25 protein-coding genes are annotated in these 26,305 nt (G+C 71.1%); 10 read left to right on the forward strand and 15 right to left on the reverse strand.

Going from position 1 to position 26,305, the window contains the following annotated elements; genetic code table 11:
* Window positions 1–67: 67 nt before the first annotated feature.
* The gene (locus tag AC6CCG_RS26980; protein ID WP_496657857.1) at window positions 68–2,587 is read right to left on the reverse strand and encodes a UvrD-helicase domain-containing protein; all 2,520 of its coding nucleotides are present in this window, start codon (window positions 2,585–2,587) and stop codon (window positions 68–70) included.
* Between the two features lie 121 nt (window positions 2,588–2,708).
* Between AC6CCG_RS26980 and AC6CCG_RS26985 the strand changes: the two genes are divergently transcribed.
* Entirely contained in the window at window positions 2,709–3,941 is a 1,233-nt protein-coding gene (locus tag AC6CCG_RS26985; RefSeq protein ID WP_496657858.1) for a phospholipase D-like domain-containing protein, read from the forward strand.
* 7 nt (window positions 3,942–3,948) lie between these two features.
* Here AC6CCG_RS26985 and AC6CCG_RS26990 read toward each other — a convergent pair whose 3' ends face one another.
* From AC6CCG_RS26990 to AC6CCG_RS27015, 6 genes are all read right to left on the reverse strand, one after another.
* Window positions 3,949–4,554, reverse strand: coding sequence for a hypothetical protein (locus AC6CCG_RS26990; protein ID WP_496657859.1), 606 nt, complete (start codon window positions 4,552–4,554; stop codon window positions 3,949–3,951).
* Window positions 4,555–4,561: 7 nt separating this feature from the next.
* Window positions 4,562–5,179: a hypothetical protein gene (locus AC6CCG_RS26995; protein ID WP_496657860.1), complete on the reverse strand. Its 618-nt coding sequence runs from the start codon at window positions 5,177–5,179 to the stop codon at window positions 4,562–4,564.
* Complete coding sequence (locus AC6CCG_RS27000; RefSeq protein WP_496657861.1) at window positions 5,179–5,814, reverse strand: hypothetical protein; 636 nt, start codon at window positions 5,812–5,814, stop codon at window positions 5,179–5,181. The genes AC6CCG_RS26995 and AC6CCG_RS27000 overlap by 1 nt, the downstream gene beginning before the upstream one ends.
* A 98-nt stretch (window positions 5,815–5,912) precedes the next feature.
* Window positions 5,913–7,580: a DEAD/DEAH box helicase gene (locus AC6CCG_RS27005; RefSeq protein WP_496657862.1), complete on the reverse strand. Its 1,668-nt coding sequence runs from the start codon at window positions 7,578–7,580 to the stop codon at window positions 5,913–5,915.
* A 194-nt stretch (window positions 7,581–7,774) separates the two neighbouring features.
* Complete coding sequence (locus tag AC6CCG_RS27010; RefSeq protein WP_496657863.1) at window positions 7,775–8,221, reverse strand: RrF2 family transcriptional regulator; 447 nt, start codon at window positions 8,219–8,221, stop codon at window positions 7,775–7,777.
* 13 nt (window positions 8,222–8,234) lie between these two features.
* On the reverse strand, window positions 8,235–8,594 hold the full coding sequence (locus tag AC6CCG_RS27015) for a hypothetical protein (protein ID WP_496657864.1): 360 nt from the start codon (window positions 8,592–8,594) through the stop codon (window positions 8,235–8,237).
* Between the two features lie 143 nt (window positions 8,595–8,737).
* On the opposite strand from AC6CCG_RS27015, the gene AC6CCG_RS27020 reads away from it, so the two are divergent.
* Entirely contained in the window at window positions 8,738–9,007 is a 270-nt protein-coding gene (locus AC6CCG_RS27020) for a GlsB/YeaQ/YmgE family stress response membrane protein (RefSeq protein WP_496657865.1), read from the forward strand.
* Window positions 9,008–9,077: 70 nt separating this feature from the next.
* Here the strand turns inward: AC6CCG_RS27020 and AC6CCG_RS27025 are convergent, their stop codons facing one another.
* From AC6CCG_RS27025 to AC6CCG_RS27035, 3 genes are all read right to left on the reverse strand, one after another.
* The gene (locus tag AC6CCG_RS27025) at window positions 9,078–9,581 is read right to left on the reverse strand and encodes a pyridoxamine 5'-phosphate oxidase family protein (protein ID WP_496657866.1); all 504 of its coding nucleotides are present in this window, start codon (window positions 9,579–9,581) and stop codon (window positions 9,078–9,080) included.
* A gap of 83 nt (window positions 9,582–9,664) precedes the next feature.
* The gene (locus AC6CCG_RS27030; protein WP_496657867.1) at window positions 9,665–10,393 is read right to left on the reverse strand and encodes a response regulator; all 729 of its coding nucleotides are present in this window, start codon (window positions 10,391–10,393) and stop codon (window positions 9,665–9,667) included.
* Window positions 10,394–10,412: 19 nt separating this feature from the next.
* A complete protein-coding gene (locus AC6CCG_RS27035; protein ID WP_496657868.1) occupies window positions 10,413–12,005 on the reverse strand; it encodes an ATP-binding protein in 1,593 nt (530 codons plus the stop codon).
* Between the two features lie 197 nt (window positions 12,006–12,202).
* Here AC6CCG_RS27035 and AC6CCG_RS27040 point away from each other — a divergent pair, with 197 nt between their 5' ends.
* Genes AC6CCG_RS27040 through AC6CCG_RS27050 form a run of 3 tightly spaced genes read left to right on the forward strand, consistent with a single transcriptional unit; the run spans window position 12,203 to window position 14,673 of the window.
* A complete protein-coding gene (locus AC6CCG_RS27040; protein ID WP_496657869.1) occupies window positions 12,203–13,684 on the forward strand; it encodes a PspC domain-containing protein in 1,482 nt (493 codons plus the stop codon).
* Window positions 13,681–13,857, forward strand: a complete 177-nt coding sequence (locus AC6CCG_RS27045) for a hypothetical protein (RefSeq protein WP_496657870.1) — start codon at window positions 13,681–13,683, stop codon at window positions 13,855–13,857. Before AC6CCG_RS27040 ends, AC6CCG_RS27045 begins: the two co-directional genes overlap by 4 nt.
* Before the next feature lie 36 nt (window positions 13,858–13,893).
* Window positions 13,894–14,673: a PspC domain-containing protein gene (locus AC6CCG_RS27050; protein WP_496657871.1), complete on the forward strand. Its 780-nt coding sequence runs from the start codon at window positions 13,894–13,896 to the stop codon at window positions 14,671–14,673.
* Window positions 14,674–15,114: 441 nt separating this feature from the next.
* On the opposite strand, the gene AC6CCG_RS27055 is transcribed toward AC6CCG_RS27050, so the two are convergent.
* On the reverse strand, window positions 15,115–16,773 hold the full coding sequence (locus AC6CCG_RS27055) for an FAD-binding dehydrogenase (RefSeq protein WP_496657872.1): 1,659 nt from the start codon (window positions 16,771–16,773) through the stop codon (window positions 15,115–15,117).
* Window positions 16,774–16,862: 89 nt separating this feature from the next.
* On the opposite strand from AC6CCG_RS27055, the gene guaA reads away from it, so the two are divergent.
* A complete protein-coding gene (guaA, locus tag AC6CCG_RS27060) occupies window positions 16,863–18,437 on the forward strand; it encodes a glutamine-hydrolyzing GMP synthase (RefSeq protein WP_496657873.1) in 1,575 nt (524 codons plus the stop codon).
* A gap of 42 nt (window positions 18,438–18,479) precedes the next feature.
* Here the strand turns inward: guaA and AC6CCG_RS27065 are convergent, their stop codons facing one another.
* Window positions 18,480–19,073 carry a YdeI/OmpD-associated family protein gene (locus tag AC6CCG_RS27065; protein ID WP_496657874.1) on the reverse strand — a complete coding sequence of 198 codons (594 nt, stop codon included), beginning with the start codon at window positions 19,071–19,073 and terminating at the stop codon, window positions 18,480–18,482.
* Between the two features lie 158 nt (window positions 19,074–19,231).
* Between AC6CCG_RS27065 and AC6CCG_RS27070 the strand changes: the two genes are divergently transcribed.
* On the forward strand, window positions 19,232–19,732 hold the full coding sequence (locus AC6CCG_RS27070) for an RNA polymerase sigma factor (RefSeq protein WP_496657875.1): 501 nt from the start codon (window positions 19,232–19,234) through the stop codon (window positions 19,730–19,732).
* A 5-nt stretch (window positions 19,733–19,737) separates the two neighbouring features.
* Here AC6CCG_RS27070 and AC6CCG_RS27075 read toward each other — a convergent pair whose 3' ends face one another.
* Window positions 19,738–20,040: a chorismate mutase gene (locus tag AC6CCG_RS27075; protein ID WP_496657876.1), complete on the reverse strand. Its 303-nt coding sequence runs from the start codon at window positions 20,038–20,040 to the stop codon at window positions 19,738–19,740.
* Window positions 20,041–20,148: 108 nt separating this feature from the next.
* Between AC6CCG_RS27075 and AC6CCG_RS27080 the strand changes: the two genes are divergently transcribed.
* Entirely contained in the window at window positions 20,149–22,074 is a 1,926-nt protein-coding gene (locus AC6CCG_RS27080; RefSeq protein ID WP_496657877.1) for an NHL repeat-containing protein, read from the forward strand.
* Between the two features lie 51 nt (window positions 22,075–22,125).
* On the opposite strand, the gene AC6CCG_RS27085 is transcribed toward AC6CCG_RS27080, so the two are convergent.
* Entirely contained in the window at window positions 22,126–23,085 is a 960-nt protein-coding gene (locus tag AC6CCG_RS27085) for a helix-turn-helix transcriptional regulator (protein ID WP_496657878.1), read from the reverse strand.
* Window positions 23,086–23,148: 63 nt separating this feature from the next.
* Between AC6CCG_RS27085 and AC6CCG_RS27090 the strand changes: the two genes are divergently transcribed.
* Window positions 23,149–24,249 (forward strand): epoxide hydrolase family protein, encoded by a 1,101-nt coding sequence (locus AC6CCG_RS27090; RefSeq protein ID WP_496657879.1) that lies wholly within the window; start codon window positions 23,149–23,151, stop codon window positions 24,247–24,249.
* A 37-nt stretch (window positions 24,250–24,286) separates the two neighbouring features.
* On the opposite strand, the gene AC6CCG_RS27095 is transcribed toward AC6CCG_RS27090, so the two are convergent.
* Complete coding sequence (locus AC6CCG_RS27095; protein WP_496657880.1) at window positions 24,287–25,138, reverse strand: NAD-dependent epimerase/dehydratase family protein; 852 nt, start codon at window positions 25,136–25,138, stop codon at window positions 24,287–24,289.
* Window positions 25,139–25,250: 112 nt separating this feature from the next.
* On the opposite strand from AC6CCG_RS27095, the gene AC6CCG_RS27100 reads away from it, so the two are divergent.
* Window positions 25,251–26,258 carry a GlxA family transcriptional regulator gene (locus AC6CCG_RS27100; protein WP_496657881.1) on the forward strand — a complete coding sequence of 336 codons (1,008 nt, stop codon included), beginning with the start codon at window positions 25,251–25,253 and terminating at the stop codon, window positions 26,256–26,258.
* The last annotated feature ends 47 nt before the right edge of the window (window positions 26,259–26,305 follow it).

The raw sequence follows: 26,305 nt of genomic DNA on the forward strand, positions 1-26,305 counted from the left end.
GTCCCAACCCGGGGAGGCAGGCCAAGGGCGCGGCGCACAGACCTCCCCAGCCCCCGCCGCGCCGCCCCTACAACTTCTGCAGCGGCGCGTACTTCAGAGCCAGTCGCTTCAGGCCCGCCGACCCGAAGTCCACATCGGCTTTGGCGTTGTCGTCCGCTCCCGACGTGGCGACGACCTTGCCCAGACCGAAGGTCGGGTGGAGGACCTTGTCGCCCGGGGCCAGGGACGGGATCTCGCGCTCGGTCGGCCTCGGCCGGGTCGGCTGCGAGTTCCAGGACTGCCGGCCCGAGGACTGCCGGGAGGAGGTCGCGGAGGTGTTCCGCCAGGAGGTCAGGGCGCTCTCCGTACGGCGCCAGTCGACCAGCCGGTCCGGGATGTCGCCGAGGAACCGGCTCGGCGGGTTGTGCTGCGGCGCACCCCAGGCGGCACGGACGGCGGCCCGGCTCAGGTAGAGCCGCTTCCGGGCCCGAGTCAGTCCCACGTACGCCAGCCGGCGCTCCTCGGACAGCTCGACCGTGTCGGTCAGCGACCTCTGGTGCGGGAACACGCCGTCCTCGAGCCCGGTCAGGAACACCGTGTCGAACTCCAGGCCCTTCGCGGTGTGCAGCGTCATCAGCGTGACCACGCCGGCGTCGTCGGCGTCGGTGGACGGGATCTGGTCGGAGTCGGCGACCAGCGCGACCCGTTCCAGGAAGGCGCCCAGCGACGGGTCCGGCTCCGGCGCGCCGCCGGCGAGGTCGAGCTCCGCGGTGATGTCGAAGTCGGCCGGTAGATCGGCCGACAGCGCCCCCGGCTCCAGCTCGGCCTCGACCCCGACGGTCCCGGCGACGAACTCTCGGGCCACCGCGACCAGCTCGACCAGGTTCTCCATCCGGGTCTCGTCCTGCGGGTCGGTCGAGCCCTGCAGCTCGGCCAGGTAGCCCGACTCGGTCAGCACGCTGGTCAGGATCTGGTCGGCCGGCTGCCCGTCGGCCACCATCTTCTCGTGTGCGTCGAGGAAGTCGACGAACAGCCGCAGCTGCTTCGCCGACCGGGTCGCCAGACCGTTGATCTCGTCGATCCGGCGCAGCGCCTCGCCGAAGCTGATCCGTTTCTCCCGGGCCAGCTCCTCGACCGCACCCTCGGCCCGGTCGCCGATCCCGCGCCGCGGCACGTTGAGGATCCGGCGCACCGACACGTCGTCGTCGCGGTTGTTGATCGCGCGCAGGTACGCGATCGCGTCGCGCACCTCGCGCCGCTCGTAGAACCGGACCCCGCCGACCACCTTGTACGGCAGCCCGACCCGGATGAACACCTCTTCGAACGGACGGGACTGAGCGTTGGTCCGGTAGAACACCGCGCAGTCCGCGTACCGGCTCTTGCCGTCGTCGCTGAGCTTGTCGATCTCGCTGGCCACGAACTGGGCCTCGTCGTGCTCGGAGTCCGCCACGTACCCGACGATCAGATCACCGTCGCCGGCGTCGGTCCAGAGCCGCTTGTCCGGCCGGCCCTCGTTCTTGGTGATCACCGCGTTCGCCGCGTTGAGCACGGTCTGGGTGGACCGGTAGTTCTGGTCGAGCACGATCGTGCTGGCACCAGCGAAGTCGGACTCGAAGTCGAGGATGTTGCGAATCGTCGCCCCGCGGAAGGCATAGATCGACTGGTCGGAGTCGCCGACCACCATCAGCTCGGGCGGGTCCGCCTCCCGCTGCTCCGGCCGACCGTCGATCGCGGACAGCTCGGACCCGCAGAGCTCCCTGATCAACGCGTACTGAGCGTGGTTGGTGTCCTGATACTCGTCCACCAGCACGTGCCGGAACCGGCGCCGGTACTGCTCCCGTACCTCCGGGAAGGCCTGGAACAGGTGCACCGTGGTCATGATCAGGTCGTCGAAGTCGAGCGCGTTCGCCGCGACCAGGCGCCGCTGATACTCCTGGTACGCCTCGAGGAAACGCTCCTCGTCCGGTCCGTTGACCCGGGCCCGGGCGGAGTCGTGATCGACCAGGTCGTTCTTGCAGTTGGAGACCCAGTTCATGATCGTCCGGACACCGAACCGCTTCGGATCCAGATCAAGATCACGAGCCACCAGCTGCATCAGCCGCTTGGAGTCGGCGTCGTCGTAGATCGAGAAGGTCCGGTTCATGCCGAACCGGCTGATCTCCGCGCGCAGGATCCGGACACACGCCGAGTGGAAGGTGGAGACCCACATCAGCTTGGCCCGGTTGCCGACCAGGTCCATCACCCGGTGCCGCATCTCGGCGGCGGCCTTGTTGGTGAACGTGATCGCCAGGATCGAACCGGGGTGAACCTTCCGCTCGCCCACCAGGTAAGCGATCCGGCGGGTCAGCACCCGGGTCTTGCCGGAGCCCGCACCGGCCACCACGACGACCGGGCCGCCGTCGTGCAGCACGGCCTGGCGCTGCGGCGGGTTCAGCCCGTCCAGCAATGCGTCCAGGTCGAACTTCGGCTTCCGCTTCGGCCGCGGCTCCGCCACCGCGCCGAACAGGTCGTCCTGGACGTCGCCCATCGCGCGCGCCACCTCCTCCGCCGCGGACGCGACGACATCGATCCGGGTGTCCGCTGCTGCTGCCGAGTTCGAGGAGTTCATGACCCCACCACACTAATGCCGGCCACCGACAGTTGCGATTTGGTGAGGGGACGACCCCTTCAGATCCCCGCTCCGCTCCGTGCCCGGTCCGCCTGTCGGGACGCCCCACTACTCTGTCTCCATGAAGATCGGTCGGCTCCGGATCGGCACCATCATCAGGCGGATCCTGTTGGTGATCGCCGCGATCCAGGGCGCGACCTTGATCGGGCTGCGGATCGTGGACGTGTGGCGGAAGCGGAAGCGGGCGCCGGCGGTGTTCCCGCGGCTGCCACCGCGCTCGGTCACGGTCGGCGGGTCCGAGGTGACGGTCTATACGTACGGCGAGGATCTGTACGCCGACATGCTCGACGCGATCCGGCAGGCGAAGGAGCGGGTCTTCTTCGAGACCTTCATCTGGAAGTCCGACGCCGTCGGGCAGGCCTTCAAGCAGGCCCTGTTCGACGCCGCCGACCGGGGCGTCGAGGTCTACATCGTGTTCGACGAGTTCGCCAACCTGGTCGTCCCGCGCCGCTTCTTCAGCTTCCCGAGCCACCTGCACGTGCGCCGGCATCCGCTGGTGGCCAGCCCGCTGCGGATCATCCGCAACTCCGGCCGGGACCACCGCAAGCTGCTCGTCGTCGACGACAAAGCCGCCTTCCTGGGCGGCTACAACATCGGTTCGCTGTACGCCACGGACTGGCGCGACACCCATGCCCGGCTGACCGGCGACATGGTCTGGGACGTGCAGAACGCGTTCATCGACTACTGGAACCTCTTCGCCAACCGCCGCCGGCCGGCCCTGCCCGACAGCGGGGCGCCGATCTGGACGCCGACGATCCGGATCCACCGCAACATCCCGCGCAACCTGGTGTACCCGATCCGCGGGATGTATCTGGAGGCGATCGACCGCGCCTCGCACCACGTCTATCTGACGCATGCGTACCTGATTCCGGACGAGGACATGCTGGCCGCGCTGACCAGGGCCGCCCGGCGCGGCGTGGACGTGCGGATCATCGTGCCCAAGGAGTCGAACCACATCGTCGCCGACTGGCTGTCCCGCGGTTTCTACAACCAGCTGCTCAGTGCCGGCGTCCGGCTGTTCCTCTATCAGGGCGCGATGGTGCACGCGAAGACGGCGACCATCGACGGCCAGTGGTCCACCATCGGCACCGCCAACATCGACCGGCTCAGCCTGCTCGGCAACTACGAGATCAACCTCGAGGTGTTCGATCCCGGGGTGGCGCGCCAGATGGAGGAGATCTTCTCGATCGACTCGTCCAACACGATCGAGCTCACCCTGGAGTCGTGGAACCGGCGCAACCTGATGGTCAAGTTCTCCGAGGCCGTGCTGTCGCCGTTCCGCCCGTTGATCTGAGCCGCGGTCAGCGGACCCGGACCGAGTCGCTGATCTTGGTGATCTCGGCCAGGCCGGCCGCGGAGTCCTCGCCGTCGACCACGACGAAGATCATCAACCGGTTGGTCTGGATCGTGGTGAACACGATCCGCGAGCCGTCCTCGCGCCGGCCCTCCTGGCGGCAGGCGATCTGCCCGTCGACCAGGAGGTCAACCGACGCCTCCAGCGTGCAGCCGAACTCCTCGCAGTTGGTCTCGACGTAGGTCTCGTGCTGCTCGGCGATGTTCTGTTCGCCGGGCTGCCGCTCCACGATCCACAGTGAGAGCCAGCGTTGCGCGGCACCGCCCGCCTCGATGTCGGGGACAGCCCAGACGCCGGTCTCGTCGGTCCGGCTGCCGCCGGCGTCGCCGGGGGTCTCGTCCCACCAGGACCGCGGCAGCTCGACCGAGACCCGCTGCTCGCCGTCGCCGAGCCGGAGCACCTCGGACCGGTCCGGCGTCACGATGAGCCGGGTCGCGACGGCGGCCGTGAGCAGGAACAGCCCGGCCATCAGCAGCCCGCCGCCGATGATCATGATCGCGAGCCGGCCGCGACCGGGGCCGGGCCGGCCGACGGGCGCGCTCGAGGGCACCATGGCCGGCTCAGCCGATCAGCCGGACCGAGTCGGCGATCATGAGCAACTCCCCCGCCGCGTCGTCCGGTCCCTCGACCATGACGAAGATCAACCACTGGTCGGTGGCGACGGTCGTGATCACTCCGAGGTGGCCGTCGGCGAAGCGGAGCGTCTGGCGTAGCCCCGGCCGGCCGTCGACGGTGACGGCGGCGGCCGCGTCCGGCGTGCAACTGTTGGCGTCGGAGCAGGTGGCCGCGAGGAAGTCGGCGTGCGCCCCGGTCGGCCCGTCCCCGCTGCCCGGCGGAGCGTCCAACCACACCGCGAGCCGGCGCGGCGCATCGCTCGCGGCCGAGAGCGCGGCGACGAGCCAGTCACCGGTGTCGTCGCTGACCGAGCCGCCGGCGTCCAAGCCGGTCGTGTCCCACCACGACGTCGGGAGTTGGATCGCGACCCGTCCCTCCGGGTCGAGCAGGTGGAACAGCTCCGGGTCGGCGGAGGGTGGCGAGAGCAGCCGGTTGGACTGTCCGGTGACCAGGATGATGATCATGGCGACGACCCCGACGAGCACCACGCAGGCACCGATCCCCATCACCAGTCGGCCCCAGCGGCGGCGGCGCGGGGCCAGCCGCGCGCCCGGCGTACTCATCAGCCGACCAGCCGGATCGAGTCCGAGATGGTGATCAACTCGGCCGCACCGTCGGCGGTCTCCACACCATCGGCGGTCACGAAGATCATCCAGTCGCCGGTGTCCAGGGTGGTCAGCACGGCGAGGTGACCGTCGTCGAAGTGGGCCAACTGCCGCAGCCCGCGATGCCCGTCGATCGTGACCTCGGCCGCCGTGTCGGCGAAGCAGACGTCCGGCGGGCAACCGCCTTCGGTCACGAAGGTCTCGTGCTGCCGGGCCAGCGCGCTGTCCTCGTCCCAGGGCCGGTCGATCCAGACCGACAGCCAGCGCGGCGATTCGCCGGAGGCCTCGAGATCGGGAACGACCCAGTCACCGGTGTCGTCGCTGACCACCCGACCCGCGTTGACCGATGTCGCCTCCCACCAGGTCTTCGGCAGTTCGACCGAGACCCGGTCCGCCTTGTCACTCAGTCGGTACGTGGTCGAAGCCGGCCCAGGCACGGGAGCCGGCGTGACCAGTCGCGTCCCCACGGCTCCGGCCAGCACGAACAGCGACGCCATGATCAACGCGCCGCCGCTGACCATCACCGCGAGCCAGCCGCGGCCCGGCCCGGGGCGCTGGGCGCGCAAGCCCGCAGAGGCGCTCAGGTACTCCATGGCGAGAAGCGTAAGTTGGGCGCGCCGCCCGCGGGCCCGATCCCGCAGAATCGTTACGGGGTACGGGCTCCGGGCGGTTCACCGGCTGCGGGAGTCGCTCAGCGCCGACGCGCGCTGAACGCCGCGGCGCTGTGCGTCGGGGTCGCCGCAGGACCGTGGTTCGAGGGCGCGGCGGAGTTGTGGGAAGGCGCCGCCGCCGGGCTCGACGAGGACGACGGGCGGCGCCGACGGCGGCTCCGGGAGCCACCCGCCGACCGAGCGGAAGTCTCCCGCCCAGCGATCGCGCTGCCACGCTCCGTGGTCCTGCCCTCGCGACCGGCGTTCTTGCCGCCACGCTCAGCGGCCCCGCCGTTGCGCCCGGCGGACCCGCTTCCGCGCCCGGCGATCCTGCTCTGGCGGTCCCCGGTCCTGCGCCCGCGCTCCGCGGTCTCGGTCCCGTGCTCGGCCTCCCGTTCCGCCGCAGCGGTCCGTCCGGCCCGGCCGCGACTTCCGCCGCGCCGGCGACCCCGACCGTTGCCGGCCCCGGCCGACCGACCGTCCGGTCGATCCTCGGCCGACCGACCGTCCGGTTGCTCGTCGACTGGCAGGCTCGGCGCGGCCGGGGTGTCCGCCGACGGCTGGAGCACCCGGGGCCCGGGCGCGAGCTCGCTGAGCACTGCGTGCCGGTCCGAGTTGATCTTGGTGGTCGTCGGGGTGATGCCGGCCGACCGCGTGAGCTGCCGTACCTCCTGCGCCTGGTCCGGCGTCGCCAGCGTGATCACCGACCCGGAGTTGCCCGCGCGAGCGGTACGCCCGGAACGGTGCAGGTAGGCCTTCGGATCGACCGGCGGATCGGCGTGGATCACCAGCGCCACATGATCGACATGGATGCCGCGGGCGGCGATGTCGGTCGCGACCAGAGTCGTCGCACGCCCACTGTGGAAGGCTTCCAGGTTGCGGGTCCGCGCGTTCTGGTTCAGGTTGCCGTGCAGCTCGACGGCCGGGACGCCGCTCCGGTTGAGCTTGCGGGCGAGGCCCTTGGCGCCGTGCTTGGTCCGGGTGAAGACGACGGTCCGGCCCGGCGCGCTGGTCAGGTCGACCAAGATCGGCAGCCGGTTCTCCCGGCTGACCTGGAGGACGTGGTGCGTCATCGTGCTCACCGGCGACTGGGCCGAATCGGCCTGGTGCACCTGCGGATCGACCAGGAACTGCCGGACCAGGGCGTCGACCGCACGGTCCAGGGTCGCCGAGAACAGCATCCGCTGACCGTTCTTCGGCGTGTCGGCGAGGAGCCGGCGCACCGCCGGCAGGAAGCCGAGGTCGGCCATGTGGTCGGCCTCGTCCAGCACCGAGATCTCGATGTCGGACAACGAGCAGAGGCCCTGGTCGATCAGGTCCTCGAGCCGGCCGGGGCAGGCGACCAGGATGTCAGTGCCGCGCCGGATCGCCGCGACCTGGGCGCCCTGACCGACGCCGCCGAAGACCGTACGCGACGTGAGCCCGGCCGCCTTGGCCAGCGGCTGCAGGGCGGCGTCGATCTGGGCGACGAGCTCCCGGGTCGGTGCCAGGATCATGGCCCGCGGCGCCCCGGAGCGGGGCTTGGCGCGGCCCGGGCCGGACAGCCGCGCGACCAGGGGGAGCAGGAAGGCGAGCGTCTTGCCCGACCCGGTCCGGCCCCGGCCGAGCACGTCCCGCCCGGCGAGTGCGTCCGGCAGGGTGGCCTGTTGGATGGGCGTCGGGGTGTCGAAGCCGAGCTCGGTGAGGACGGCGGCCAGGCGTGCAGGCACGCCCAGGTGGGTGAAGGAGGTCAAAGGGTTACACCATCTGTGAGTACGTCCCGCCGACAATCCGGCCGGATGTGTCCGGCGAATTACGCACGGAGCAGCTGCCAGGTGCTTCGACGTGCGATCAACCCGCGGCAGGAACTCGACGAGTTGAAGACCTTCAGTCTACCGAGCCGGAGCTGGTGCGACGAATCGCCTCAGACCCAGGCGTCCGGATTGTCGGCCAGGTTGGCGACGGTCCGTGGCAGCTTCGCCTTCGCGACGTGGTCCAGGGTGACCTGTTCCAGGATCGACCGCTCCGAGGCGCGCAGGGCGATCCAGACCTTCTGCAGGGTGATCGCGGCGCCCACGTACTCCAGGTGCTCGGGCCGGCTGCCGCGGATGTTGGCCAGTTCGCCGTCGAGGGCGCGGATCACGTCGGCGATGCTGATCTCGGCGGCGGGCCGGGCCAGCCGGTAGCCGCCGTCCGGGCCGCGCTGGCTGCGCAGCAGGCCACCCCGGCGCAGCTCGCCGAGGATGCTCTCAAGATACTTCGCGGGGATCTGCTGGGCGGCGGCCAACTGATCGACGGTACGAGGTTCCCCCGCGGCGGCCAGTTCTGCGGCGGCGCGGAGGGCGTAATCGACTCGGGCTGAGAGGCGCATCCTGTCGCAGACCTTACTGCCAGATCACGGCAATCGCCGATTCCGCGAGCGACATGATGAGGAGAATTCCCCACAGGCCGCGCGGGATCGAGGTGAACTTCCGGTTCTTCGCCAGCAAGATCAACTGCAGGATCATGATCACGGTGACGACGATCGGCTGCAGGTACCGGCTCGACGGTTCGGGGTACGGGGCGAGCCCGATCAGCTGCCAGGCCGAGAGCGCGACCCAGCCGATCAACTGCACCCAGCCGCCGATCAGCATGCCGCCGGTGACCTCGGGATCGCGGGAACGGAGTTGCCCGAGGAGCCCGCCGCAGGTCGCAGCGAAGCCCAGCAGCGTGATCAAGAGCACGATCTGGTGGGCAACCTCCATGACCTCGAGCTTAGTGCTGGCGGCCGGACCAGGAGCCCAGACACCACTGGCCGTCCTGGTCTTCCCTGGTTCGGACTTCGGGCTCCCCTGATTTCGGCTCCGAGGCCTGGGACGGCCGTCGCGGCGCGGGTAGCGTCACGGCCATGGGCATCCTTTCGTACCTCATCGTCGGCTTGGTCATGGGCACGCTGGCCAAGGCGATCCTCCCCGGCCGGGTCAACGGCGGCTGGATCAGCACGCTGGTCGTCGGCGTGGTCGGAGCGGTCGTCGGCGGGTTCCTCGGCGACCTGATCTTCAACCGCGGGATCAGCGGCTTCTTCTCGCTCTGGACCTGGTTGCTCGCGCTCGCCGGCAGCCTCGTCGTGCTCGCGATCTACGGCGTGATCAAGGGCCGCAAGTCGGTCCGCAGCTGAGCTTTCCCCACCACCGCGGGGAAATCGCACCCGGCCGGCTGCTGCCGGCCGGGTCTGCTGTGTCCGCCGGTCACCGCCCCGCAGCCCGTGCGGCCTGCCGTTCGATCAGTTCCGCGACGGGGGTCGGCAGCGTCGTCTCGAAGTCGATCAACTTCGCCCAGGTCGGCCTGACGACGATCCGGACCATGCCGTCCGCGTAGAGCGATCGGATGCCGGCCTCCCACTCGACCCGCTGCTCCGGCGTCATCTGGTACGTCGTCGCGACCTTCAGGTACTCCTGCGGGATGCCGTCGGTCGGGTCCAGTTCGGCGTTGCCGCGGAGCAACAGGATCTTCGGTGGGTGGACCTCCGTGTCGATCGTGAAGGCGACCGCGGGGTTGCGCCGCAGCGAGTGCAGCTTCGGAGCGTTCTTCGGACTGCAGACGACCATCTCGGTCCCGTTCCAGGTGAACCCGATCGGGATGTTCCGTGGCGTGCCGTCCTTGGCGACGTAGGCGAGCCGGGTGATGTCCCGGCTGAGCAGTTCCTGGCTGTACGGATGGTTCAGGACTTCGGCGATCTCGGTGGCGTTCATGGTGGGCTCCCTGGTCGTGTCTCTCTGCTGACACCTGGGGAACGGAGCCCACCACCGCGTTTCTACATGCTCCGGAGAAATTCTCAGACCAGGCGGCGATCGGTGGCCCAGCGGGTCAGCTGGTGCCGGTTGGACAGCTGGAGCTTGCGCAGCACACTGCTGACGTGGGTCTCGACGGTCTTGATCGAGATGAACAGTTCCTTCGCGACCTCCTTGTACGCATAGCCGCGCGCGATCAGCCGGAGCACCTCGCGCTCCCGCTGGGAGAGCCGGTCCAGGTCCTCGTCGACGCTCGCGATGTCGATCGCGCCGGAGAACGCGTCCAGCACGAAGCCGGCCAGCCGCGGCGAGAAGACGGCGTCGCCCTCGGCCACCCGGCGGATCGCGTCGATCAGTTCGTTGCCGGCGATCGACTTGGTCACGTACCCGCGGGCGCCGGCGCGGATCACGCCGATCACGTCCTCGGCGGCGTCCGACACCGACAGGGCGAGGAACTTCTGCTCCGGGTTCTTCTCGTGCACCTTCCGGAGCACCTCGATCCCACCACCGCCGGGCAGGTGGACGTCGAGCAGGACGACATCGGGCTGGGTGGCCAGCACGACCTTGATCGCGGTGTCGGCGTCGGCGGCCTCGCCGACCACCTCGACGGCGCGGCCGATCTCGGCCTTGACGCCGGTCCGGAACATCGCATGATCATCGACGACGACCACGCGGCGCCGGGCCGGCGCGGGCTGACCGGCTTGCCCTTGGGGAGAAGGCGATCCGGGCTGAGCGGGTCGCTGCGGCTGGGACGGGTTCGGTGGTTGGGTCATCGTCATCCTTCGGTGATCATCAATGGTTGTCGATCTTGAGCCGGACCTCGGTGCCGTCTCCCGGTTCGCTGCGGATCTCGGCGCTGCCGCCGTGACGTTCCATCCGGTCGATGATGCTGCGCCGGACCCCCATCCGGTCGGCGCCCACGCCGGACGGGTCGAATCCCTGGCCGCGGTCCCGGACGAACACCTCGAGCTCGTCGTCGAAGACCTCGGCGTAGACGTCGATCTTGTCGGCACCGGAGTGCTTGGCTGCGTTGACCATCGCCTCCCGGGCTGCGGCGACGATCGCCTGCACCGCCTCGCTGGGATGGCTGTCGCCGACGGTGACCAGTTCGATCGGGGTGCCGCGGTCGTCCTCGACGTCGGCGGCCGCGGCGGCCAGCGCCGCCTTGAAGGTCACCTGCTCGGTCTCGTCGTCGTACAGCCAACCGCGGAGTTCCCGCTCCTGGCGCCGGGCGAGCCGCTGCACCACCTTCGGGTCGTCGGCCTGTCGCTGGATCAGGGCCAGCGTCTGCAGCACCGAGTCGTGCAGGTGCGCCGCCATGTCGGCCCGCGTCTCGGCCCGTACCTTCTCCGCCCGGGCCTCGTTCAGCTCCGCGCGCGACTTGTGCAGCCAGGGCGCCAGCACGATCGCCAGCGCCGCCAGCGCGAGCATGGTCATCGCGAGCACGTTCGGCAGCTGCTCGAAGTTGCCCTGCTGGACCAGGACCAGCGCGAACGCGATGCCGACCAGGGCCAGGCCGAGGATCAGCGAGACCGTCGTCAGGGTACGTTCCCGGGCCGCCGAACGAGCGGTCCGCGGCCGGGCGGCCAGTTCGGCCAGGGCCTGCCGCTGCCGGCTGACGTCGGCCTGCCGCCAGACCAGCGCGACCCCGGCGCAGGCGAACAGCACCGGCCAGAAGATCTGCTGGGCCATCCCGAGCCCGCTGATCTGGATCATCCAGAGCAGCCCGACCCCGAGGGCGACCAGCGCGAACATGGCGCCCCAGTCGAACCGGCGGAGCTGCGCGGCCGGATCCCGCATCCCGCTCCGGGCCGCTGACTCCAGGCCGGGCGCGGCGCGGATCGGTTCCGGTGGGAGCAGCAGCCAGAGCAGGCCGTAGATGACCACGCCGACGAACTGGATGCACATCAGGACCACGAAGCCGACCCGGAGCACCATCACCGGCCAGCCGAGGTGCCGGGCCAGGCCGGCGCAGACGCCGCCGAGCATCGCCGTGCCGGCGAGTCGGGTGGCCCGGGGCCGTTCCTCCGACACGTCCGGCGGCGCGGGAGCGGCCGGGACAGCGGATGTGGAGGGAGTCGGTACGGCGAGCGCGGCCTGGTCCCCGGCCGGGGGCACGGTCTGGTCGAACTCGCCGGGCTGGGCTTCGGGATCGGGGCCGAGGGCCGCGTCGGCCGGCTGGGTGTTCTGGGCCGAGGCCTCGGCGCCGGGCGTGGCGACGTGAGCGGAACCGGAGTCGGCAGCCTGAGGGGAGTCGGCAGCAGCGTCGTCGACCGGAACGTCGGCGGCGGGAGCGGCGGCGGAGGGCAGGGGGCGACCGTTCCCGGGGCGGTCCGCGTCGGGGGCGCCCGGGCCGGGCATCGATCGCGGTTCAGTCGCGGACATGGGCTCCTTGGCCATCGGTCTTGGCCCTGTCGCCGGCCGCGGCACCCGGCTAGCATCAGGCACGCGGCACTCATCGGGCCGTCTGCCGCCATTAAACCCCGCTGGCCGTCATGGGGGCGACAGCGATTGGGGGCAGCCGGGCGGAATTGGGGGTGCTCCCGGATGGTCCGAACGCGCAGGCCGGGAAGGATGGCCCCATGGGTTCGATCTGGACGATCCGGCGCAGCACGGCTGACCGCAAGCTGACCGGTCTGTGTGGCGGCATCGCCGCGCACTGGGGCATCGACCCGCTGCTGGTCCGGATCGGCGGAGTCCTGCTCGCGCTCAGCGGCGGTGTCGGCCTGGTGCTCTACCTGGCCGGCTGGCTGCTCATCCCCGAGCAGGGCTCGGAGCGGTCCAAGCTCGAGGAACTCGTCGGGCCACGGGTCCGGAAGGTGCCCCGCGAGGCGTGGATCGCGATCGTCGTGGTCGCCAGCGTGATCTCGATCAGCGTGTTCGGATCGCTGCTGCCGTTCGGCTTCGGCCCGGCTCTGATCCTGGCCGGCATCTGGTACTTCGGCTATCACCGCGGTCGCAGCAACGACAGCCGTCCGCCGACCGACGAGCCGACCATCCCACCGGTGGGCCAGAGCCCGCAGCCCCCGTACGCCCAGCATCCGTACGCCCAGAACGCGAACACCGAGAACCCGAACGCCCAGTCCTGGTACGGCCAGGACCAGACCCGGTCGAACCCGGCCGGCCAGTCCGGGCAGACCCCGAACGCGGACAGCCCGTTCGCCCAGGCCGCCGAGGCCTGGCGGCGCCGGGTCGCCGAGGCGTCCGGGCAGCCGACCTCGGCCGGTCACGCCCGGCCGGCGGCCGATCCCGGCACCGCGCGGCACACGGAACCCGTCGGCCCGGCCCAGTCGTCGGCGCCCACCGACTTCCAGCAGCCGCCTTGGGCGAAGCCCCAGCCCGATCCGGCGGCCGCCGACGCGCAGGCCCGGGCCGCGTACTTCAGCAACCCCGACCCGATCGGGCTCTATCACCCCGAGCCGGCGCTGCCGGTGCCGGTCGCCCCGGCCCGCCCCGCCGACCGTCCCTCGGCCCGCCGGCTGCGGCTGATCGGCGTGGTCGTGCTCGGGCTGGTGCTGGCCGGGCTCGGTATCGCCGACGCGCTGGGGGCGCCAATCACGGCCACGGTCTACTTCGCCGCCGCCCTGCTCGTCGTCGGCATCACGCTGGTCGCCGCGACCTGGCTCGGCCGCGCCCGGGGCATCCTGCCGGTCGGCATCGCCCTGGCTCTGGCCCTGGCCGCGGTGTCGGTCGCCGGCGCCGCGCAGCAGGTGCAGGACATGGCCCGCGACGTCCGGGTGTACGCGACGCCGGCCGACCTGCCGACCACGCCGATCGTCAAGGAGTTCGGCTGGCTGGAGCTCGACCTCAGCCAGGTCGACCTGACCAAGAACACGACGGTCAAGGCGAACGTGGACGTCGGCACGCTCCGGGTGCACGTGCCCGAAGGGGTGAACCTGAACGTCCGCTACCGGGTCGACAACGGGAACGTACGGGTGCTGGACCGGCGCGACCAGTCCGGCAGCGATCTGGCCGACGAGGTGCCGGTGACGACGGATCCGAAGGCGCCGACGTTGACGCTGGACCTGCAACTCGACCAAGGTTATCTGGAGGTGACGCGATGAAGCGCGACGTCGTTTCGTTGATCGCGGGACTTCTGTTGAGCACGATCGCCGTCTTCGCTCTGTGGACGACGATCGCGGGAAAGATCGAATGGGGCGTACTGCGGGTGGCCGGACCGTTGACCCTGGTGGTGGTCGGCGTGCTCGGTCTCGCCCTCTCGCGGGGCAGGGAATAGACCTATGGCCAACGACCGGAACAAAGGAGAACTTCAATGAGCAACCCGTACCCGCCCCCGCAGAAGCGCCTGATGCGCAGCGGTTCGAACAAGGTGTTGGCCGGCGTCTGCGGCGGGCTGGCCGAGTACCTGAACATGGACGTGACCCTGGTCCGGGTGCTCTGGGTCGTGCTCACCCTGGTCACCGGCGGCGGCGTCGGCGTGATCGTCTACATCGTGATGGCGCTGGCCGTACCGGAGAACACGACGCCCGGCGGCTACCCGTCGGTGAACGGCCCGCAGCCGGGTCAGCAGCCGCAGTCGTACGCGCCGTACCAGCCGCCGCAGCAGCAGGGCGCCGACCCGGTCTGGGGCAGCTCGGGCGCGCCGTGGGAGCAGCAGTCGCAGCAGAACACCCAGCCCGGCCCGTTCCCGCAGCCGCAGCCGTCTCCGCAGCCGGAGCCGTTCCCCAAGCCGGAACCGTTCCCGCCTGGCCCGGAGCCGACCCCGACCCCCGAGCCCACCCCGCAGCCCGAACCGACTCCGCCGGCTCCGGAGCCGTTCCCGCCGGCGCCGGAGCCCGGTGAGCCCAAGGCCGCGGAGCCGACCTCGAGCCTCTCCGACTCCAGCCTCGGCGAGTCCAGCCTGGGCTCCACCTCCGGTGACCAGGACTCGTCCGCGACCAGCTCCTTCGACTCGCCCTCGACCGAGACCGGCACCACCGAGTCGAGCTCGTACGACTCCGGCTCGAGCGACTCGAGCTCTTCCGACTCCGGCTCGTCCGACTCGGGCAGCAGCTCGAGCAGCTCGGACAGCGGATCCAGCTCCTCCAGCTAGCCACGATCACCCTCAGCCCGGGTCGCGCCACGCGCGGCCCGGGCTGATCCATGTCCAGGCATCCGTCGACTGTGGCGGTTCCGACCTCGGATCGCGATGTCGCGGTAGGAATGGTCACACTCGGCGGGCTTGCTCACATTCACCGGCGAGAGCGGAGCGGCGCAACCGACGCTTACGGAACGGGCTGCCGCGGCCCTGCTGGTGCTGCCCGCGGACTCGGTGATCACCGGGGGGACCGAGCTCTGGCTGCACGGCGTCGAGATCGGGGATCCCCTGCCGATCCGGGCCGCGACCCAAACCGCCGGCCAGACCCGCCGCTCCACGATCCGGTTGAGTCGGGTCGAACGTCTCCCGCCGGCGCCAGCTCGCTGCCCCACCCGCGGCTTGGGTCGCCGTCCACGCCGCCCCGACATCCCTCTTCGAGCAGTGTCGAGGTCGGGATCAGGCGAGGGCGCCGGCGAGGGAGCGGCCTACGGTGCGGCCGCTGAAGAGGCAGCCGCCGAGGAAGGTGCCTTCCAGGGCTCGGTAGCCGTGCATGCCGCCGCCACCGAAGCCGGCCGCCTCGCCGGCCGCGTAGACGCCGGGGAGGACGTCGCCGCCCGGGATCAGGACGCGGCCGTCGAGGTCGGTCTCCAGGCCGCCGAGGGTCTTCCGGGTGAGGACGTGCAGCCGTACGGCGACCAGGGGGCCGCCGGTGCCGGCTCGGCCGGGATGCTTGCGGTCGAGCAGGGTGTGCGGCGGCGCGACGCGCATCAGCTTGTCGACGACGAACTGCCGGGCGGCGGCGATCGCGGTGATCTGGGGGTCCTTGCCGAGGCCGCTGCCGACCTGGAGGTCGCGCAGCTCGATCGTCTGGCGCAGCCCGTCCGGGTCGATCCGGTGTTCCGGGGTCAGCTGGTTCATCTTCGCGGCCAGCTCCGCCACGGTCTGGGCGGTGAGGAAGTCGACGCCGTGGTCGAGGAAGGCCCGCACCTCGGGGGTCGGGCCGGGCGCGACCCGGCCGGCCAGCAGGCGCAGGTTCTTGCCGGTCAGGTCGGCGTTCTGCTCCGAGCCGGAGAGCGCGAACTCCTTGCCGACGGTCTCGGCGTCGGTGACGAACCAGGAGTGGTCGTGGCCGGCAGCGGTGATCGCCCGCAGCGCGCCCAGGGCGTCGAAGCCGGGGAACAGCGGCGCGGGCAGCCGCCGGCCCTCGGCGTCCAGCCAGAGCGAGGACGGGCCGGGCAGGATCCGGATGCCGTGCCGGGTCCAGACCGGCGAGTGGTTGACGATGCCCTCCGGGTAGTGCCACATCCGGTCCGGGTTGATCACCCGGGCGCCCGCGGCCTGGGCGACCTCGAGCATCGAGCCGTCGACGTAGTCGGGTACGCCGATGATCATGTTCTGCGGCGGCTCGCCCCAGGCGCGCGGCCAGTTCTTGCGGACCAGGTCGAGGTTGCCGCCGATGCCGCCGGCCGCGATCACGACGGCCTGCGCCGAGAAGGCGAACTCGGCCACCTCCGTCCGTTCGGTACGGACTCCGCGCGGCGCATCGGACGGCGTCAGCACGGACCCGGTCACCGTGACCCCGCCGGCGCCGGCCTCCAGCCCGGTGACCCGGTGCCGGTTCCGGAGCCGTACCCGCGGCGAGGCGAGCACCTGGTTCGCGAACGGCTCGACCAGCCCGGGACCGGTGCCCCAGGTGACGTGGAAGCGGGGCACCGAGTTGCCGTGCCCGGGGGTCGTGTAGCCGCCGCGTTCGGCCCACTGGACCAGCGGGAACCAGCGCACGCCCAACCCGTGCAGCCAGCTGCGCGCGTCGCCGGCCGCGAAGTGGACGAAGGACTCGGCCCACTTGCGCGGCCAGTAGTCCTCGTCCCGGTCGAAGCCGGCCGAGCCGTACCAGTCGGCCAGCGCGAGCTCCTCGCAGTCCCGGACACCGAGCCGGCGCTGCTCCGGGGTGTCGATCAGGAACAGCCCGCCGAACGACCAGTGCGCCTGGCCGCCGAGCGACTGGATCGGTTCCGCGTCCAGCAGCAGCACGGACTTTCCGGCCTCGGCGAGTTCCGCCGTCGCGACCAGGCCGGACAGGCCGGCGCCGACCACGATCACATCAGCGTCCATGCCCTGCATGCTGCCAGGTTTTCGGGTGGAAGGGTGATGGATAGACTTCCGGCTTCCCACCGGTGACGTCCGAGAAGGCCTCGAACCCTATGACCTCGTTTGATCATGACCTGGTGATCGTCGTCGACTACGGCGCCCAGTACGCACAGCTCATCGCGCGCCGGGTCCGGGAGGCGGGCGTCTATTCCGAGATCATGCCGCACACCGCCTCGGTGGAGCAGATCACGGCCCGCGCTCCGAAGGCGATCATCCTGTCCGGCGGACCGGCCTCGGTCTACGCTCCCGGCGCGCCCGGACTGGACCCGGCGATGCTGACCAACGGGACGCCGGTGTTCGGCATCTGCTACGGCTTCATGGCGATGGCCCAGGCCCTCGGCGGTACGGTCGCGCACACCGGCATGCGGGAGTACGGCCGCACGCCGGTCACGGTCAAGGCGCCGGGCGTGCTGCTGAACGGGCTGCCCGGCGAGCTGAGCTCCTGGATGTCGCACGGCGACGAGGTCACCGCGGCGCCGGAGGGATTCATCGTCAACGCCACCTCGCCGCGGGCCACCGTCGCGGCCTTCGAGGACACCGACCGGAAGCTGGCCGGTGTGCAGTGGCACCCGGAGGTGTTGCACAGCGAGCACGGCCAGCAGGTGCTGGAGCGGTTCCTGATCGACATCGCCGGCTGCCGGCAGACCTGGACGATGGCCAACATCGTCGAGGAGCAGGTGGAGCGGATCCGGTCCGAGGTCGGCGACAAGCAGGTGCTCTGCGCGCTGTCCGGCGGAGTCGACTCGATGGTCGCGGCGGCGCTGGTGCAACGCGCCATCGGTGATCAACTCACCTGCGTCTTCGTCGACGGCGGGCTGCTCCGGGCCGGCGAGGTGGAGCAGGTGGAGCGCGACTTCGTGGCGCACACCAAGACCGACCTCAAGGTCGTCGACGCCCAGGATCAGTTCCTGTCCGAGCTGGCCGGGGTGACCGATCCGGAGGCCAAGCGCAAGATCATCGGCCGGGAATACATCCGCACCTTCGAGGCCGCCGCCCGGGAGGTCGTGGCGAGCGCCGAGTCCGGCGACGGGCACACCGTCGAGTTCCTGGTCCAGGGCACCCTCTACCCCGACGTCGTCGAGTCCGGCGGCGGCGAGGGCGCGGCCAACATCAAGAGCCACCACAACGTCGGCGGCCTGCCGGATGATCTTCAGTTCCGGCTGATCGAGCCGCTGCGGACCCTGTTCAAGGACGAGGTACGCAAGGTCGGCGAGCAGCTGGGCCTGCCGCCGGAGATGGTCTGGCGGCATCCGTTCCCCGGCCCGGGACTGGCGATCCGGATCGTCGGCGAGGTGACCAGGGAGCGGCTCGACCTGCTCCGCCAGGCCGATCTGATCACCCGCGAGGAGACCACCGCGGCCGGCCTGGACCGCGACATCTGGCAGTTCCCGGTGGTGCTGCTGGCCGACGTGCGCTCGGTCGGCGTGCAGGGCGACGGGCGGTCCTACGGGCACCCGATCGTGCTCCGCCCGGTCAGCAGCGAGGACGCGATGACGGCCGACTGGAGCCGGCTGCCGTACGAGGTGCTGGAGAAGATCAGCACCCGGATCACCAACGAGGTCGCCGAGGTCAACCGGGTCGTGCTGGACATCACCAGCAAGCCGCCGGGCACCATCGAGTGGGAATGATCATCGTTCTGGGCCCTTCGACAGGCTCAGCGAACGTCAAGATCAACTTCCCTTGAGCCGGCGCCGCTGCGGGTAGATCGTCTCGCCACGGCCGAGCATCGCGGTGAGTTCGGCGAGCCGCTCGGCCCGGTCGGCGACGGCCTGCTCGAGCCGGTGCAGCACGGCGAACCGGTTCTCCTTGGTCAGGATCGCGAACAGTTCGGCCGCGCGCGGTTCGCCGGCCAGCGCCGCCTCAAGATCATCCGGTACGGAGAGCTCCGGCGATCCGGCCAGCGCCATTTCCCAGCGACCGTCCGCCTGCGCCCGCTCCACCTCGGCCAGCCCGGCCGGGCGCAGCCGGCCCTGCTCGATCAGCGCCCGGACCCGCTCCGTGTTGCTCAGCGACCACGGGCTCCGCGGCCGCCGCGGGGTGTAGCGCTGCAGGTAGGTGGCCGCGTCCCGGCTCTTCGTGTGGCCGTCGATCCAGCCGTAGCAGAGCGCCTCCAGCAGCCCGAGCTCGTACGTCACCGAGGTCGGTTCCGTGACGCCCTTCTTGGCCAGCACCAGCCAGACCCCGGCGGTGTCGGCATGATGGCGGTCGAGCCAGGCCCGCCAGGCGGCCGGGTCCGGCACCGTCAGCACGTCCAGGTCAGCCATGGCTCGCATATTGCCACCGCTGCGACGGCCCGCCGGAAATGCATTCGACGTACAACCCGAATGCAGCCGTGGCGTAGACATGGTTCCTCAGGCGCGCCGCGAAGCCCCAGCGCTCGTCCCCGCTCGGCCCGGACGCCTGCCAATCGCGGGGGAAGGTCATGGATCCTGAAGCGTTCGACGCCTTCTACACAACGTCGTTCGGCCGCCTGGTCGGTCAGGTCTATGCCATGTGCGGAAACCTCGCCGAGGCCCAGGACTGTGTCCAGGAGGCGTTCGTCCGGGCCTGGGACAAGCGGCACTCGCTCGATCCCGACCTGGCCCCGGAGGCCTGGGTGCGCACGGTCGCGTACCGGCTCGCGGTCTCGCGCTGGCGCCGGGCGAAGCGGGCCCTGCTCCCGCCGGACCGGGCCAAGCAGCCGGAGCGGACCCCGCCGGAGCCGGACGTGACCGGTATCGCGCTGGCTCGCGCCCTGGCCGGCCTGCCCGCCGAGCAGCGCCGGGCGATCGTGCTGCACCACCTCTGTGACCTGTCGGTGGCCGAGGTGGCCCTCGAGGTGGGGGCGCCGGAGGGGACGATCAAGGCCCGGCTGTCACGCGGCCGCGCCGCGCTCGCCGACCAGCTGCGGAGCGATCCCGTACCCGCGCCTCGGGCGGCGTGAACGGCTCAGGAGGCCGCGTGGTGCTCCGCGATCGCCTGGTGGTGCCGGACCACCTCGGCCACGATGAAGTTGAGGAACTTCTCGGCGAACTCGGGATCGAGCTTGGCCTCCTCGGCCAGCTCACGCAGCCGGCTGATCTGCTGGGCCTCGCGGGCCGGATCGGCGGGCGGCAGCCCGTACTGCGCCTTCAACTCCCCCACCCGCTGCGTGATCTTGAACCGCTCGGCCAGCAGATGGACCAGCGCCGCGTCCATGTTGTCGATACTGTCCCGCAGCCGGTGGAGTTCGGTCATCACCTGATCGGTCACGCGGGTCAGCGTAGTCCCGTACCGCAGCGACCCAACGGCTGCATAGCGGATGACCGAAACGATAATTTGGGTATTGCTGAAACATCGCGGCGGCTCTAGCGTGACTGAATGGATCGACGTCAGCTGATCAAGACCGGTGGACTGGCGGCCCTGGCGGGCGCGACGCTGGCCGGCACCGGAACGCTTCCGGCCGCGGCCGCCCAGCCGCCGAAGCTGTACGGGACGGCGGCGCTCTCCGCGGCCATCGTCGGCTTCGCGACCGACGGCAGCACGGCCTGGTGCGTCAGCCGCGGCCAGACCCCGCCGAAGGTGATCACGTACGACATCGCCTCCAGCACGGTGACCAAGGTGGTCCCGCTGGAGCGCGGCGACGGCGCCTGGGCGGCCGGGCTGTCGGGCGGCAAGGTCTACATCGGGACCTACTCGTTCGGCGACCTGGTCGAGTACGACCCGGCGACCGGGACCCCGACCACGATCGGCCAGATCGGCCCGACCGGCACCATCCCCTGGCAGACCGCACCGGCACCCGACGGGGTGGTCTACCTCGGCACCTACCCGCGCGGCGAGGTCTGGTCGTTCGATCCCGCGACCCGTGCGCTGACCAACCTCGGCCAGGCGGTCGCCGGCTCGCAGTACGCCCGGGTGCTGGCCGCCGACGACCGGTACGTCTATGTCGGCACCATCCCCTCGCATCTGATCCGGATCGACCGGGTCAGCGGCGAGAAGGTCGACATCATGCCGGCCGACACCACGCTGAGCCGCGGCTTCGGTTCGCTGGCGGTCCGCGACGGCAAGGTGTACGCCGGCGTCGGCAACGGCGTGATCGAGATCAACCGGGACGGCTCCGGCTTCGTCGACCTGCCGGCCGCCGACGAATACCTGATCGACTCGCTCGCCTTCGACGCCGACGGCGCGGTGATCGGGCTGGGCCGCAGGACGGGGAGCATCCTGCGCCGGGAGGGTAACACGATGGCCGTGATCGGCCAGGCCCCGGGCGGCGACGAGACCCGCGGTGTCGCGGTGCTGCCGGACGGCAAGATCATCGGCGCCTGCGGCAGCGGTCTGCTCTTCGTCCTGGATCCGGCCACCGGAACCGTGCAGACCAGCGATCTGGTCGAGAACGCTGACGCGGCCGGCCCGGAGCTGCTGCAGTCGATGAGCCTCGGACCGGGCGGCACCGTGGCGGTCGGCGGGCACTTCTCGATCACCGTGCACGACCCGGACCGCCGGACCAGCCGGCGGTTCCACGTCGGCGGCGAGCCGAAGGACATGATCCCCTGGCGCAGCGGCGTGATCGCGGCGATCTACCCCAGCACCGAGTTGATCTTGCTCCGGCCGGACACCGGCAAGGTCAGCAGTTACGGCCGGATCCTGAACGGCCAGCAGCGGCCGTGGTCCGTCGTGCGGCACCCGAAGTCGGAAACGATCTTGATCGCGAGCGCTCCGCCGACCGGCTCGTTGCAGGGCGGGCTGACCCTGCTCGACCCGGTCTCCGGCACGTTCGAGGTGCGGCTGGACATCCTGAAGAACCAGGGCCTGACGTCGATCGCCCTGGACGGCGACCTGGCCTATATCGCCGGCGACACCTGGGGCGGCGGTGGCACCCCGCCGACCGAACCGACCAGCGAGGTGGCCGTCTTCAACGTGATCACCCGCAAGGTGGTCGGCCGGATCGCGCCGCTGCCGGGCATGCCGAGCATCCAGAGCGTCGCGGTACTGAACGGGATCCTGTACGTGTCGTACAAGCGGACCTCCGGCACCTGGATCGCGTACGACCTCGCCCGCAGGACCGTGATCGCGCAGGGCAAGCTGACCGGCTACGGAGTGATCACGACCCATCGCGGCCGGGTCTATGCCGGCGCGAACTTCGGTGACACGCTGTATCAGCTCGGCCCCGGCCTGACCGAGGCGAAGGTGCTCCATTCCGGGATCGGCACGAACTGGTACACCGTGCCGCGGATCATCCCGGCCGGCCGCGGAGCCGCCGGCTGGACCGCGATCAACCGCGAGCTCGCACTGATCGACCTGCCCTGACCGGCCTTGATCAACGCGGACCGAAGCTTGATCAACTCGGACGGAGCTTGATCAACTCGGTGGGCCGGCGGCCCTGAGCGCCCGCTCGCTGAGCCGCCGGAGGTGGTCGATCAACTCGGGCGGCTCGTGCACCAGGAACTCGCAGTCGAGCCGGAACAGCCGGAAGGCGAGGAACTCGACCGTGTCCTCGTGGCTCACGTACCGGCAGCCGCCGCCCTCCGGCGTCAGCCCGTCCCGGCCGCCGAACAGCCGGGCGACCCGGTCGAGCGGCGCGGCCAGCGAGACCACGGCTCGGAACACCGGCGCCCGCGCGTACACCTGGCTGCGGACCAGCGCCTCGACGCTCCCGTCCGGCAGCTCCCGGGGCCGGAAGCGGTGCCCGGTCGGCCGCAGGACGCCGATCCGGTCCACCCGGAACGTCCGCCAGTCGTCGCGGTCGAGGTCGTACCCGAGCAGGTACCACTGGCCGGACTGTGCGACCAGGTTGCGCGGCTCGACGTTCCGGTCGGTCGACGTACCGTCCGCGGCCACGTAGTCGAACCGGACCCGCTCGGTGTTCTCGACCAGCCCGGCCAGCCGGGTCAGCTGCTCCGGCTCCACCGCCGGGTCGGTGCGCAGGCTGAACGGCACGGTGGCCGCGCCCAGGGTGCCGACCCGGCGCCGGAGCCGCTTCGGCAGCACCTGTTCGAGCTTCGCCAGCGCCCGTACCGCCGTCTCCTCGATGCCGGTCACGGCCTGTCCGGCGGCGATCCGCAGGCCGATCGCGATCGCCACCGCCTCCTCGTCGTCCAGCAGCAGCGGCGGCACCGCGGTGCCGGCGACCAGCCGATAGCCGCCGTCCGGCCCCATCGCCGCCCGCACCGGATAGCCAAGCGCCCGCAGCCGATCGATGTCGCGCCGTACGGTCCGGGTGGTGACCCGGAGCCGGCGGGCCAGTTCGCTGCCCGGCCAGTCCCGCGGCGTCTGCAGCAGCGACAGCAGGCTCAGGAGTCGTTCCGAGGGATCGCCCATGGCCTCCAGACTCCTCACGGTGTAGGACAGGATCCGTCCTATACGAATCCTAGGCTCGTCGGTATGACGACAGAGATCAGGCCCTTCCGCATCGAGATCCCCCAGGCCGACCTGGACGACCTGCAGTCCCGCCTGGCGAACGCCCGGCTGCCGCTCAGCCTGCCCGGTGACGGCTGGCGTCGCGGCGTGCCGACCGGCTACCTGCGCGAGCTCGCCGAGTACTGGCGGACCGGGTTCGACTGGCGTGCCCAGGAGGCCCGACTGAACGGCTTCCCGCAGTTCGTGACGACGATCGAGGACATCGACGTGCATTTCCTGCACGTGCGGTCCGGGGTCCCGGGCGCGCTGCCGTTGTTGATCACCCACGGCTGGCCGAACTCGGTGGCGGAGTTCGTCGCCCTGATCCCGGAGTTGATCACGCGGGGGTTCGACGTCGTGGTGCCGCACGTGCCCGGCTTCGGGTTCTCCGGCCAGCCGCAGAAGGCCGGGTTCGGCGTCGCGGACGTCGGCCGGCTCTGGGCGGAACTGATGCGACGGCTCGGCCACCAGCGCTACGGCGTACAGGGCGGTGACCTCGGGGTCTACGTCGCCCAGGAGACCGCGAAGGCCGCCCCGGAGCAGGTGGTCGGCGTCCACCTGGACAGCGGGATCGGGCTGCCGACCGAGGACCTGCTGCCGGACCTGAACGCCGAGGAGCGGGCCGTCCACGACCAGATGCAGCAGTGGGCCGGACAGGGCGTTGATCATCATCTGCTGCTGCGGCACTACCCGCAGACGCTGGCGTACGGCTGGAACGACTCACCGGTCGGCCTGCTGGCCTGGCTGATGCAGAAGTTCCACGAGTTCACCTACGTCGTGCCGGAGCCGCAGGACGCGATCGATCGCGACCTGTTGCTGATCAACGCCTCGATCTACTGGTTCACCCAGACTGCGGCCTCGTCGTCCTGGTTCATGTTCAACAGCGAGCGCTTCGTCTGGCCCGGCGGCCAGCAGGCCGCGCCGACCGGCCTCTACAGCGGCCCACCGGGGATCCGCCGGCTCGCCGAATTGGGCAACGACGTCCGGCACTGGGGCACCGACAACCCGGGCAGCGGCCACTTCATCGCGATGGAGCAACCCGCCGCCCTGGCCACCGACATCGCCGCCTTCTTCGCGGGCCTCTGACCTCAGGTGGGCACCTTCGACGGCTCCGACCGGGCGCTCAGAACGCGGCGAAGCCGTCCCGCCAGGACCGATGTACGGGCGTCCAGCCGAGGGCGCGGGCCTTCCGGTTGGACACCCCTCGGCGCGCCCAGCCGGCGGGCTCGGCCGTCGAGGTCTCCGGCACCGGCGACCCGACGGCCCGGCAGAACGCGGGCACCCAGTCGGTGCCGGGCGCCGGCTCGTCGTCGGTCACGTTGACCGGCCCGCTCGGCCAGCGCAGCGCCTGGACCGCGGCCGCGGCGGCGTCGTCGACGTGCAGGAAGCTGGTCACGTCGCGGCCGGCCACGAGCCTGCCGGCCCGCGCCTCCTCGGCCTTCAGCCCGGCCGGGGCATACCAGGTGTCCGGCCCGTAGAAGAGCCCGTACCGGAGCAGGACGGCCTCGGGCACCTCCGCCGCGGCCTGCTCGGCCGCGGCGACGGCGCCGACCATGGACCGCCGGGCCTCGTCGCCGTCCAGATCGAGCGGCTCGTCCTCGTCGGCCGGGCCGCTCCCGGGCGCGTAGATCCAGCCGAGACTCTGCTGAACGAACCGGCGGACCCCGGCCGCCAGCGCGGCGTCGACCAGGTGCCGGGTGCCCTCCCGGCGCAGCCTCGCGTTGGCCGCGACGTCGTACTCGACCAGATCGGTCAGCTGATTCATCACCACGTCGGGCCGGGCCGCCGCGACGACCTCGTGCAACCGGTCGCGGTCGTACGCATCGACGACGACCGGCTCGGCGCCGAGGGATCGCAGCAGGCCGGACTTCTCGGGACGCCGGGTGGTGCCGCTGACCAGATGCCCTTCCTTGATCAACAACTCGACGATCCGGCGGCCGACGGCGCCGGTGGCACCGGCGAGGAACACGTGCATGAGGAGCGTCTCCTTTCGACGCCGGCCAGGCTAGCCCGGACGCTCGGCCGAGCCCGGCCCGGCCACAATGGGTGCCGTGTGGGAGGAGACGGCTCCGCGAGGAGCACGCGCCGTGTCGACGGCCGAGCCCCGAACCGTGCTCGTCGTCGGGTACGACGGCGCGGAGCTGGTCGACCTCGCCTGCGTCACCTCGGCCCTCCTCTGGGCGACCCGGCTCGGCGCCGACCCCGGCTATCGGGTCCAGGTCGGCAGCGTCGACGGGACCGCCATCACCACGGCCGGAGGCCTGTCGCTGAGCGTCGACCTCCGGCTCGCCGAGCTCGTCGACCCACCGGACACGTTGATCGTCTCGGGCGGCTGGGGCCATCTCGACGCGCTGCGGGACCGCCGGTTGATCATGGAGGTGCAGCGGTTGTCCGCCGGGGCTCGCCGGGTGGTCTCGGTGTGTACGGGCGCGTTCGTGCTGGCCGAGGCCGGGCTGCTGGATGATCTTCGCGTCACCACGCACTGGTACTACGCCGACGACCTGGCGCGGCGCTACCGCGCGGTCCGGGTCGAGACGGACCCGGTCTACATCCGGCAGGGCCGGATCGCCACGTCGGGCGGCGCCACCGCTTCGCTGGATCTGACCCTCGCGCTGATCGAGGACGATCATGGACCGGAACTGGCCCGCTGGGTGGCCGGCGGAATGGTGACCTATCTGCACCGCCCGGGTCACCAGGCCCAGCTCAGCGTGTTCACCGCGACCCGGCGACCCGACCACGCGGTGCTCCGCACGGTCATCGACCACATCGTGGCCGAGCCGAGCTCCGACCTCAGCGTCGCGGCGCTCGCGGCGGTCGCCAACGTGAGCCCGCGCCAGTTGAGCCGGCTGTTCCGGGAACACCAGAACGAGACCCCGGCCGCCGTGGTCCGGCGGATCCGGCTGGAGATCGCGACCCGGCTGCTGGCCACCACGGACCTACCGCTCGGCGGAATCGCCCGCCGCTGCGGCTTCAGCTCGATCGAGACCCTGCGGCAGGCGTTCGTCGCCCGGCACGAGGTGAGCCCGAGCGCGTTCCGGGCCATGATCGGTTCTGCGGGCGCGCCGACGCCGGACCAGCAAGAACCCGCCGGCTGAGACGAGCAGGCCGGCGGCCGCCAGCACCAGCGGCGGCAGCACGCCCG

Source organism: Microlunatus sp. YIM B11417 (assembly GCF_059617205.1).

Bases quoted from the DNA above. Each gene is read 5' to 3' on its own strand.
- AC6CCG_RS26980 (WP_496657857.1), bottom strand. From the start codon at position 2,587: ATGAACTCCTCGAACTCGGCAGCAGCAGCGGACACCCGGATCGATGTC.
- AC6CCG_RS26985 (WP_496657858.1), top strand. From the start codon at position 2,709: ATGAAGATCGGTCGGCTCCGGATCGGCACCATCATCAGGCGGATCCTG.
- AC6CCG_RS26990 (WP_496657859.1), bottom strand. From the start codon at position 4,554: ATGGTGCCCTCGAGCGCGCCCGTCGGCCGGCCCGGCCCCGGTCGCGGC.
- AC6CCG_RS26995 (WP_496657860.1), bottom strand. From the start codon at position 5,179: ATGAGTACGCCGGGCGCGCGGCTGGCCCCGCGCCGCCGCCGCTGGGGC.
- AC6CCG_RS27000 (WP_496657861.1), bottom strand. From the start codon at position 5,814: ATGGAGTACCTGAGCGCCTCTGCGGGCTTGCGCGCCCAGCGCCCCGGG.
- AC6CCG_RS27010 (WP_496657863.1), bottom strand. From the start codon at position 8,221: ATGCGCCTCTCAGCCCGAGTCGATTACGCCCTCCGCGCCGCCGCAGAA.
- AC6CCG_RS27015 (WP_496657864.1), bottom strand. From the start codon at position 8,594: ATGGAGGTTGCCCACCAGATCGTGCTCTTGATCACGCTGCTGGGCTTC.
- AC6CCG_RS27020 (WP_496657865.1), top strand. From the start codon at position 8,738: ATGGGCATCCTTTCGTACCTCATCGTCGGCTTGGTCATGGGCACGCTG.
- AC6CCG_RS27025 (WP_496657866.1), bottom strand. From the start codon at position 9,581: ATGAACGCCACCGAGATCGCCGAAGTCCTGAACCATCCGTACAGCCAG.
- AC6CCG_RS27030 (WP_496657867.1), bottom strand. From the start codon at position 10,393: ATGACCCAACCACCGAACCCGTCCCAGCCGCAGCGACCCGCTCAGCCC.
- AC6CCG_RS27035 (WP_496657868.1), bottom strand. From the start codon at position 12,005: ATGTCCGCGACTGAACCGCGATCGATGCCCGGCCCGGGCGCCCCCGAC.
- AC6CCG_RS27040 (WP_496657869.1), top strand. From the start codon at position 12,203: ATGGGTTCGATCTGGACGATCCGGCGCAGCACGGCTGACCGCAAGCTG.
- AC6CCG_RS27045 (WP_496657870.1), top strand. From the start codon at position 13,681: ATGAAGCGCGACGTCGTTTCGTTGATCGCGGGACTTCTGTTGAGCACG.
- AC6CCG_RS27050 (WP_496657871.1), top strand. From the start codon at position 13,894: ATGAGCAACCCGTACCCGCCCCCGCAGAAGCGCCTGATGCGCAGCGGT.
- AC6CCG_RS27055 (WP_496657872.1), bottom strand. From the start codon at position 16,773: ATGGACGCTGATGTGATCGTGGTCGGCGCCGGCCTGTCCGGCCTGGTC.
- guaA (WP_496657873.1), top strand. From the start codon at position 16,863: ATGACCTCGTTTGATCATGACCTGGTGATCGTCGTCGACTACGGCGCC.
- AC6CCG_RS27065 (WP_496657874.1), bottom strand. From the start codon at position 19,073: ATGGCTGACCTGGACGTGCTGACGGTGCCGGACCCGGCCGCCTGGCGG.
- AC6CCG_RS27070 (WP_496657875.1), top strand. From the start codon at position 19,232: ATGGATCCTGAAGCGTTCGACGCCTTCTACACAACGTCGTTCGGCCGC.
- AC6CCG_RS27080 (WP_496657877.1), top strand. From the start codon at position 20,149: ATGGATCGACGTCAGCTGATCAAGACCGGTGGACTGGCGGCCCTGGCG.
- AC6CCG_RS27085 (WP_496657878.1), bottom strand. From the start codon at position 23,085: ATGGGCGATCCCTCGGAACGACTCCTGAGCCTGCTGTCGCTGCTGCAG.
- AC6CCG_RS27090 (WP_496657879.1), top strand. From the start codon at position 23,149: ATGACGACAGAGATCAGGCCCTTCCGCATCGAGATCCCCCAGGCCGAC.
- AC6CCG_RS27095 (WP_496657880.1), bottom strand. From the start codon at position 25,138: ATGCACGTGTTCCTCGCCGGTGCCACCGGCGCCGTCGGCCGCCGGATC.